The 8,987-nt window shown below is 61.2% G+C and carries 8 protein-coding genes; 4 read left to right on the forward strand and 4 right to left on the reverse strand.

The window, feature by feature from the left end:
- The 4 genes from AC1D17_RS26250 to AC1D17_RS26265 all read right to left on the reverse strand — a co-directional run.
- A partial coding sequence (locus tag AC1D17_RS26250; protein WP_477568202.1) for a GMC family oxidoreductase occupies positions 1–1,301 on the reverse strand: 1,301 nt, incomplete at its 3' end.
- A gap of 19 nt (positions 1,302–1,320) precedes the next feature.
- Complete coding sequence (locus tag AC1D17_RS26255; RefSeq protein WP_477568203.1) at positions 1,321–2,538, reverse strand: mandelate racemase/muconate lactonizing enzyme family protein; 1,218 nt, start codon at positions 2,536–2,538, stop codon at positions 1,321–1,323.
- A gap of 25 nt (positions 2,539–2,563) precedes the next feature.
- Positions 2,564–3,988 carry an aldehyde dehydrogenase gene (gene aldA / locus AC1D17_RS26260; RefSeq protein WP_477568204.1) on the reverse strand — a complete coding sequence of 475 codons (1,425 nt, stop codon included), beginning with the start codon at positions 3,986–3,988 and terminating at the stop codon, positions 2,564–2,566.
- A 111-nt stretch (positions 3,989–4,099) separates the two neighbouring features.
- A complete protein-coding gene (locus tag AC1D17_RS26265; protein ID WP_477568205.1) occupies positions 4,100–5,020 on the reverse strand; it encodes a LysR substrate-binding domain-containing protein in 921 nt (306 codons plus the stop codon).
- Positions 5,021–5,287: 267 nt separating this feature from the next.
- On the opposite strand from AC1D17_RS26265, the gene AC1D17_RS26270 reads away from it, so the two are divergent.
- The 4 genes from AC1D17_RS26270 to AC1D17_RS26285 form a co-directional block, all read left to right on the forward strand.
- Positions 5,288–6,886 (forward strand): sensor histidine kinase, encoded by a 1,599-nt coding sequence (locus tag AC1D17_RS26270; protein WP_477568206.1) that lies wholly within the window; start codon positions 5,288–5,290, stop codon positions 6,884–6,886.
- Positions 6,883–7,488 (forward strand): response regulator transcription factor, encoded by a 606-nt coding sequence (locus tag AC1D17_RS26275; protein ID WP_477568207.1) that lies wholly within the window; start codon positions 6,883–6,885, stop codon positions 7,486–7,488. Before AC1D17_RS26270 ends, AC1D17_RS26275 begins: the two co-directional genes overlap by 4 nt.
- 117 nt (positions 7,489–7,605) lie before the next feature.
- Positions 7,606–8,091, forward strand: a complete 486-nt coding sequence (locus AC1D17_RS26280) for a GlcG/HbpS family heme-binding protein (protein WP_477568208.1) — start codon at positions 7,606–7,608, stop codon at positions 8,089–8,091.
- 206 nt (positions 8,092–8,297) lie between these two features.
- The coding region (locus tag AC1D17_RS26285) for an ABC transporter substrate-binding protein (protein ID WP_477568209.1) at positions 8,298–8,987 on the forward strand (690 nt) is incomplete at its 3' end.

The raw sequence follows: 8,987 nt of genomic DNA on the forward strand, positions 1-8,987 counted from the left end.
ATCTTGCGCACCAGCCGGCTCCCCTCGATCACGTCGTCGATATCGCGATCGGTGGAGAGGTAGTTCGGCTGAATCAGCGCTGCTGCTGCCGGATCGGAAGAGCCAACGGTAACCCGGCCCCGGCTGGTCGGGCGGCAGGAATTGAAGGCGATCAGGAAGCCCGCATAGGGCTCCGGCACCATGGAGACGCCGGCATCAGTGGGAATGCGGTAGGACAGGGGATTGAAATAAAGCTGGATATTGGGCCGCTCCTGCGCCGGTGAGCTGCGAAAGAAACCGCCAGCCTGATTGACGCTCATGGCAAAAGGCCCCTTGCGGGTCAGCAGATATTGCAGCCCCAGCCGTGCCTGCCCGAACGGGCTGCCGAACACGCCGTTCAACGTCGGCCGGTTGGCGCGGTAGTAGAAGCTTGCGGCCAGATGATCCTGGAGATTCTCACCGACGGCCGGCAGGTGATGACGGGTCTCTATGCCTTTCGCGCCGAGCGCTTCGCCGTCGCCAATCCCGGACAGCTGCAGCAGTTTCGGCGTATCGATCGCACCGGCCGAGACGATGACCTCGCGCCGTGCCGAAAACGTTCGCCTGACGCCATCCTGCAAAACCTCGACGCCGGTTGCGCGCCCGTCCGGTGCAAAGACCAGCCGCTGGGCGACGGCGCGGCGCTCGATCGACAGATTGGCCCGCTTCAGGGCCGGGCGCAGATATTCGGCACTGGAATGCGAGCGTTGACCGTTGCGCGTATTGATATCATAGATCCCGGCGCCCTCGATCGAGGCACCGTTGAAGTCTGTTGTCGATGGCAATTGCAGCTCTTCGCAGCTCTTCAAATAGGCATCGGTGACCGGATGGGTCATACCGCGCATCGGGGTCACGTGGATCAGGCCCCTGTCGCCATGCCAGTGCGAAGCACCGTTTTCATGGGTCTCGAGCTTCTTGAAAAAAGGAAGGACATCCGCAGCGCCCCAGCCTGGGTTGCCGGCCGCTGCCCAGTCGTCGAAGTCATCGGCAGCGCCCCGCACGAAGACCATGGCGTTGATCGAGCCGGATCCACCCTGGACCTTACCGCGCGGCACATAGATCCGCCGACCGTCGAGCTCGGCCTCCGGCTCGGTCGAATACATCCAGTTGACCTTGGGATTGTAATAGCTCTTGGCGTATCCGATCGGGATCTTGAACCAGAAGGACGAGTCCTTGCCGCCCGCCTCGATGAGGAGAACGCTGTTGCGGCCGCTCTCGCTCAGGCGGCTTGCAAGGATGCAGCCAGCCGACCCTGCGCCGATAATGACGAAGTCGTAGATCATGACAGGTCTCTGCTCAGGCTCAGCCCTTGGCGGGCATGAACTCCTTGACGTCGGCGGGCGTGGCGGTCATCTGCAGATGCAGGCGATCACCGGTATAGGGGGAGTGCTTCTCGACGGCATCGAGATTGAGCTCGATGCCGAGGCCCGGTTCACGCGACGGGATGAGATAACCATCGTCGAACTGCAGCTTGGTTTTCAGCACCTCGCCGTGAAAGCCGCCGAAATCCATGATCGCCTCGTGGATCAGGAAATTCGGCGTGGCGGCCGAAAGCTGGATACTGGCGGCGGCGCCCACCGGACCGTTGTAGAGATGCGGCGCGATCTGGGCATAGAAAGCTTCGGCCATGCCGGCGATCTTCTTGGCTTCCAAGAGACCGCCGACGCGGGCGACATTCATCTGCAGGATCGCGGCGGCGCCGAGCTGCAGCACACGCTGGAACTCGTATTTCGTCGTCAGCCGCTCACCGGTCGAGATCGGAATGGATGTGGCGCGCGCCACCTCAGCCATGGCCGCTTCCTGTCCGGGCGGCACCGGCTCCTCGAACCAGAGCGGATCGTACTTCTCCAGCCGCCGGGCCAGCCGGATTGCCGAGGAGGGCACCATCTGGCCATGCGTTCCAAACAGGATATCGGCGCGGCTGCCGATCGCTTCGCGGATCCTGGCACAGAAGAGCTCGCAGCGATCGAGAACCCCCATCGAAAGCTGGTGCCCGGAATAGTTGGTGTAGGGGCCGGCCGGATCGAACTTGACGGCGGTAAAGCCCATCTCGACCATCCGGACGGCCTCTTCGGCGGCCAGATCGGGGTCGTTGTAATCGTAGTCGCCAGCCGCATTCTTCGGATAGAGATAGGTGTAGGCACGCAGCTTTTCGTTGACGGTACCGCCGAGCAGATCGGCAACCGGCCGGCCGGCCGCCTTGCCGACGATGTCCCAGCAGGCGATTTCCAATCCAGAAACGATACCCATCATCGTCGTGTCGGGGCGCTGCGTGAAGCCGCTCGAATAGGCGGCGCGCCAGAAGCGCTCGATCTGGTGGGGATCGTGATCAAGAAGATAGCGCTGGAAGACATCGTCGATCAGCGGAATCATGGCCGTAGGATGAAACGAGGTCGCATAGATTTCACCGACACCCGAAATGCCGCAGGCCGTCTCGAGCTGCACGAAAATCCAGTACATGCCCCCGACATGCGGCGGCGGAACGGCAACCACGTAGGTTTTCAGCGATGCGATCTTCATGGGTGGTTCCTCCCTCGCCAGGTGATCAATGTTTCAGGATAACAAGCCGCGTCTGCGTGAATTCCAGCATACCGTGTTTGCCGTCGTCGCCGCCGAGACCGGATTTCTTCCAGCCGGCGTGATAGCCCTGGTAAGGATCCGCGGGGAACCGGTTGACATAGAGCTCGCCCGCCTCGATCTCGCTCGCTGCCTGCATCACCTTGCGGTAGTTTTCCGAAAACAGGACCGAAGCAAGGCCGAACTGGTGATCGCTGGCCAGTGCCAAGGCCTCGTCGAACGTCTCGTAGGACAAAACCGCCAGCACCGGACCGAATACCTCTTCGCGCACGATCTCCATATCCTGGCGGCAGCCGGTGATCAGTGTCGGCGGATAAAAATAGCCATCGCCATCCGGAATCATGCCACCGRCCACGACCGTTGCTCCATCGGCTTTGGCCCGCTCGACCATCCCATGAATACGATCACGCGCCGCCGCATTGGCAAGCGGTCCCATAATGTCAGGGTCGGCGTCACGGTCTCCGAAGCGGCGGCCCGCAAAGCCGCTGCGCAGTTTCTCGACAAGCGCGTCGTGGATGGACACATGCACATAAAGCCGCTCGGCCGAAGTGCAGACTTGCCCGCAATGGGCAGTCTTTGCACCGAGAACCATGCGGGCAACCGCGTCGAGATCGGCGTCAGGCTCGACGATGACCGGCGACTTGCCGCCAAGTTCCAATGAAGGTTTGGCGATATTGGTCTTGCAGTAATCGAGCACCGTCTGGCCTGCGGCAACGCTGCCGGTCAGCGTGATCATGCCGACGGCGGGATGCGTGCACATGGTCCGGGCAACGTCGTGCGACATCGTCATGATGTTGACGAGCCCTTCAGGCAGACCGGCCTCCAGCACGGCTTGGGCAAAGGCGAAGGCCGAGGTCGGCGTGGTGTTGCTCGGACGGACGACGACGGCATTGCCGGTGATCAGGGCAGGCGCAATCTTGCGAACCAGCGTATAGATCGGAAAGTTGAACGGGATCAGGCAGGCGACGACACCGATCGGCTCGCGCTTCAGCATCAGGGTCTCGTCCGGCGTATCGCTTTCGATGACCTCGCCCTCGATCCGGCGCGCCCATTCGGCGTGGTAGCGCATCAGCTCGACACCGTAGATAGCCTCGGCCGTGGCCTCCGCGCGGCTCTTGCCGGATTCCAGCGCCAGCGCCGCGCCAATCCTTGCGGCGTGTCGCTCGATGGCATCGGCCAATTTCCGCAAGGCATTGCCACGCTGAATCGCCGGCAGCTTGCGCCAGGATTTCTGCGCGTCCCGCGCGGCCTCCACAGCCTCAACGACATCCGCGTTGTTTGCCGCCGGAACCGTGGCGAAGATCTTGCCATTGGCCGGATTGCGGACCTCGATCCCGGGCGAGCCGGAAGTCTCGACAAAGCGCCCACCGATGAAGTTGCGATGCTGCGTCATGAGCCCACCCGAAAACACATTCTGTTTCAGGCAGTAGAAGGGACGCGGCACCCTTTTCGCAAGCGACTTATTGTCTGGCCAAGCATTCCAAAAACGAATGTTCGGCCTTGCTCATTTTGCGCTGCCGCAGAGGCTGTGATCCAGCGCGACCTCGCTCAGGAGCCATGCGCGAAAATCCTGGACACTCGCGGTTTCGGGCTGATCCGTGCGCGTAACCAGCCAGTAGGATTCGTGGCCTTCCACCTCCACGTCGAGCACGGGCACGAGCTGGCCGCTTTCCAGTTGACTGCTGACCATGAAACGATCGACCACGGCAATGCCAAGCCCGTTACAGGCGGCTTCGATCACCAGGTCGAGAAGGTCGAATTCCATTCCGCCCCGCACGTCGGTATCGGTAAGGCCAGCTGCGTCCAGCCAATGCTGCCAGGTGAGATAGCGCTGATCGGCTGCGGCCAGCACATGCAGGAACGTAAAAGTTGAAAAATCGACATGCCCCATGCGGTTGGCCGCATCTAACAGCCCGGGCGCACAGACGGCGATATGCCGCTCGGTCAGCAGGATGCGCGATTGCAGCATCGGCCACTCGCCATCACCGAAGCGGATGGCGCAATCGAGCAGGCTGCGCTCGGCAAGTGTGTCCTTGAGATCGGTGCTGAGGCTGATCTCGATCTGTGGCAGCGCCCGGCGCAGGCGCGACAGCCGGGGCATCAGCCAGCGCTTGGCAAAGGTCGGCGGCACGTTGATGCGCAGCCTGTTGCGGTTGTTTTTCTCCATGATGGAGCGCACCGTCTGCTCGACATTGTGAAAGGCCAATTGCAGCGTTGCCAGCAGCTCGGAACCGGCGCGCGTCAGCTCCAGATCATGGTGATGGCGGATCAGCAGGTTTTCTCCCAGCTGCTTTTCAAGATTGCGAACCTGCCGGCTGACGGCACTTTGCGTCAGGTTCAGCATCTGGGCCGCACGCGTGAAGCTGCGCGTCTGGCCGACGACCTCGAACACCTTCATCGCCGAAAGCGCAGGTAATTTCCGCATTCCATCGCTTCCATAAATTTCAGTTGGCCTGTATCAGCCGGGACGTAGCGTCTCATCTATGTTTCAGGCTTCCGGGTCAGGTCAAGTTCCTCATCGTCCCCTTGCAGCATTTGGCGTCCCCGACCAGCCGCCGGACTCGCTGCGGCGCAAAGTACAGCGACTGCCTTCCGCAACATGTTTGTTGTGCTACGATCCACCGGGCATCCTCGTTTGGAGACGGGACGGCGCGGTGGCGGTTCGGCACACTTGAACAGGCATTTGAACGACATGATCTGGCGACATCTTCCACTCAAGAGCCTGACGGTCTCATTGCTCGTCTGGCTTGGCCTGATCGGGCTCTTTGCCGGCATATCGATGCGGATCGAGTATCAACGGGCGTCAGAAGAACTCTCTGCGACGGGGCAGACCGTCCACCGGCTGATCTCCCAGCGGGCGGCGCAGCATGATGCGCATCTGACCAGCCTTGTGGCTCTGATCAAGGCAGCCCCCGAGCTGCCGGAAACAGCAATCGGCGAAGTCTTCCAGAGTATCATCCGGTTCTATCCGCGTATCGCCGCAATCGATCTCGTGCGGCTTCCGCTGGATGGCGTCTCCGAGGCGACGACATTGATTTCGATGCCGAAGGCCCCGCAAAAAACCGGCCTGTCCTCCGTCGCAAGCGCCATTGCCAGACAACGGCAGGGCGAGGTGCGGACATATCTCGACACCGCATATCCAGGCAGGTATCTTCTGGGCAAGCGTGCGACGATGGACAGTCCCGGCCTGGCAATCATTGTCCAGATCGACCCCGCCTTGCTGATCGAAGGCGAAGAGCTGCCCGCCTGGGCACATATGCTCCTCAGTCTCGATGGCGATACCGTGCTGGATCATCAGGCGACAGACAGCAGCGCGGCCGGCAGCATTTTGACGCAGCCGCATTTCAGCAAGATCGTTGACAGCCAGAGCCAGCCCTTCATGGTGGATATAACCCGCCCGCTATCGGTTGCAGACATCGTGAACGGCCCCTGGATCGGCGGCTTTGCGCTTGCCTCATTGCTGGTGCTGCTTTTGCTGTCGTTCACCCGGCAACTGAAGGCCAATGCCCGCAAACTGGAGCAAGAGGCCCGTGAGGCGGAGCGGCGGGCGCATCTGCAGGAACATGAAACAAGGCTTGCCCACGCTTTGCGGGTCAACGCGCTGGGCGAGCTGGCGTCGGGAATTGCCCACGAGTTGACGCAGCCGCTGACGGCGCTTCTCAGCCAAAGCCAGGCTGCCCTGCGCCTCGTCTCCACGGATAGCCCCGACCCTGCCTTGCTCCCCAAGGCGCTCAGCGCCAATGTGCGCGAAGCCAAGCGCGCCGGTGCAATGCTCAAGCGGATGCGCGACTACATCAGCAAGCGCGAGCAGAAACCGGTTCTTGCCGATCTCAACCAGATCGTTGCCGACATTGCCGAGCTTGTGCGGGCCGATCTTGAAAAGCGGCAGATCGGCCTCGTTCTCGACCTCGCCACGCCGTCCCCGCAGGCGATCGTCGATCCCATCGAAATGGAACAGGTGCTGCACAACCTCATCCGCAATGCGGCCGACGCGTTGCAGGAGGCAGATACGGCTGACAGAAGCATCCGCATTGAGACCATCGCGCCGGAGAGCGGCGCGATCGTTCGGGTCACCGATACGGGTCCCGGCATCAGCGCAGAGACGTTGCCGCGTCTTTTCGAACCGTTCTTCACGACGAAAATCGATGGCATGGGGCTCGGTCTTGCCCTGTGCGCCTCGCTGATCGAGCGGATCGGCGGGCATATCGATGTCCGCAACCACCCAACGGGTGGCGCCGCCTTTACCATTGCGCTGCCGCGTGTCGAGCAGCACCTGAAAGCCGCGCAATGAAACAGTTTCAGATCTACCTGATCGACGACGACGAACCCGTCCGCGAGGCGATAAAACTGCTTCTGCAGACCTACGGCATGACGGTCGAGACATTCGGCGATCCGGCCACGTTCCTTGCCCATGTCGATCCGAAACGCCCGGGCTGCATCCTCGCCGACCTGCGCATGCCGCTGATCAGCGGTCTGCAGATGCACGAGCGGCTGCTCGAACGCGGTATTGCCTGGCCGACCATCATGATAACGGGCCATGGCGACGTGAACGCCTGCCGGCGCGCCTTCAAGGCAGGCATCCTCGACTTTCTGACCAAACCGATCGATGAGCAGGTGCTGCTGGACGCCATTCATTCCGCGTTCCAAACGCTGGAGCGCGTTTTGGAAAGAGAGGAAACGATGGAGCTGCTGCGCAGCTTGACGGAGCGCGAACGGGAGGTGCTGGATATGGTCTGCCGCGGCTGGGCCACGAAGGAAATCGCCGTCGCGCTCAATGTCTCGGCGCGAACCATCGACGCGCACCGGGCCAACATCGCCGACAAGCTGGGCACCAGTTCCGTCGCCGACTTCGTGCAGCTGACATCGGCCGGCACGGAATCGCCCCGTAGGTAGGAATACCTAGTCGGGTCAGTCCCGTTGCGGATTCGATCTCGGCGCTTGCACAGCTATCCCTATCGCCAGAAAGCAAGGCGCTTTCACGCATCGCGTTCACGATAGGAGACAGATGAGATGAACCGTATACTGCTTGCCGGCACGATTGCACTTGCCCTGACATCCGCAGCCTCTGCCGAGGTTCTCAAGGAAAACAACATGCCGCTGAACATCGCGGTCGAACTGGCACAGGGCGCCGTCTCCGCCTGCGCAGCTGACGGCTACAATGTATCGGCAGCCGTCGTCGATAGGGCAGGTGTGGTTCGTGCACTGCTGCGCGCCGACAATGCCGGGCCACATACGGTCAGCGCCGCCAGCCAGAAGGCCTTTACGTCCGCCTCGGCCCGCGTTGCGACCAGCGTCATGGTCGAGAACATCCAGAAGAACCAGGGCGCAGCACAGCTGGTCGCCATCGAAGGCTTCCTCGTTCTTGCCGGCGGCGTTCCGGTCAAGATCGGTAAAGAGACCATCGGCGCTATCGGCGTCGGCGGCGCACCGGGCGGACAGCTCGACGAGGCATGCGCCAACGCAGCCCTTGCCAAAGTGAAGGACCAGCTCAAGTAAGACCCTTGTGTCTTCCTGAGGAAAAATTCCCCGCGGCCTGCGTCGCGGGGAGCATCCTTCCGACAGCTTATTGCCGAAAACGGGCAAAGTGCGATCCCTTCCTTCCACGTCAAGCGGGTAAAATAGAACACTAATTCAATAGACTATATTGATAAAACCCTCCTTTGGTTTACCCTTTTCCTCAGCTAACATTTTGAGGGTATCCAATGGGAATTTCGGGAAAATTCAAAGCAGCAACCGTGATCGGCGCGGTGCTGATGTCGCTGGCATCGTCGGCGGCTTTTGCTGACGACGCTGCCAAACCGGTGCAGGGCGGCACGCTGATCTATCTGGAGCAGCAGCCGCACACCAATCTGTATCCACCGGCCGGCGGCTTCTATCCGAATGGCGGCGTGCTCAATCAGATCACCGACAAGCTGACCTATCAAAACCCGAAGACGCTGGAGATCGAGCCCTGGATCGCCGAATCCTGGACGGTCAACGATAACGCAACGGAATATACCTTCAAGCTGCGCAAGGGAGTAACCTTCTCCGACGGCTCGCCGCTCGATGCCAATGCGGTTGCCAAGAACTTCGATACGTTCGGTCTCGGCAACAAGGAACTGAAGCAGCCGGTCTCCGAAGTCATCAACAATTACGACCACAGCGAGGTCATCGATCCGCTGACCGTCAAATTCCACTTCAAAAAGCCGTCTCCGGGTTTCCTGCAGGGCACGTCCGTCATCGGTTCCGGCCTGCTCTCGCTGGCAACGCTGGCCTTGCCGTTCGAGCAGCTTGGTGATGCGACCAAGATCATCGGTTCCGGTCCGTTCGTGGTCGAAAGCGAAACGCTCGGCAAGGAACTGTCGCTGAAGGTTCGCGAGGACTACGTCTGGGGACCGGTAAAGATCGAACAC

Source organism: Pararhizobium sp. P1_E7, from assembly GCF_056405855.1.

Excerpts from the sequence above, each read along its gene's own strand:
- AC1D17_RS26255 (WP_477568203.1), bottom strand. The coding sequence starts at position 2,538 with ATGAAGATCGCATCGCTGAAAACCTACGTGGTTGCCGTTCCGCCGCCG.
- AC1D17_RS26265 (WP_477568205.1), bottom strand. The coding sequence starts at position 5,020 with ATGCGGAAATTACCTGCGCTTTCGGCGATGAAGGTGTTCGAGGTCGTC.
- AC1D17_RS26270 (WP_477568206.1), top strand. The coding sequence starts at position 5,288 with ATGATCTGGCGACATCTTCCACTCAAGAGCCTGACGGTCTCATTGCTC.
- AC1D17_RS26275 (WP_477568207.1), top strand. The coding sequence starts at position 6,883 with ATGAAACAGTTTCAGATCTACCTGATCGACGACGACGAACCCGTCCGC.
- AC1D17_RS26280 (WP_477568208.1), top strand. The coding sequence starts at position 7,606 with ATGAACCGTATACTGCTTGCCGGCACGATTGCACTTGCCCTGACATCC.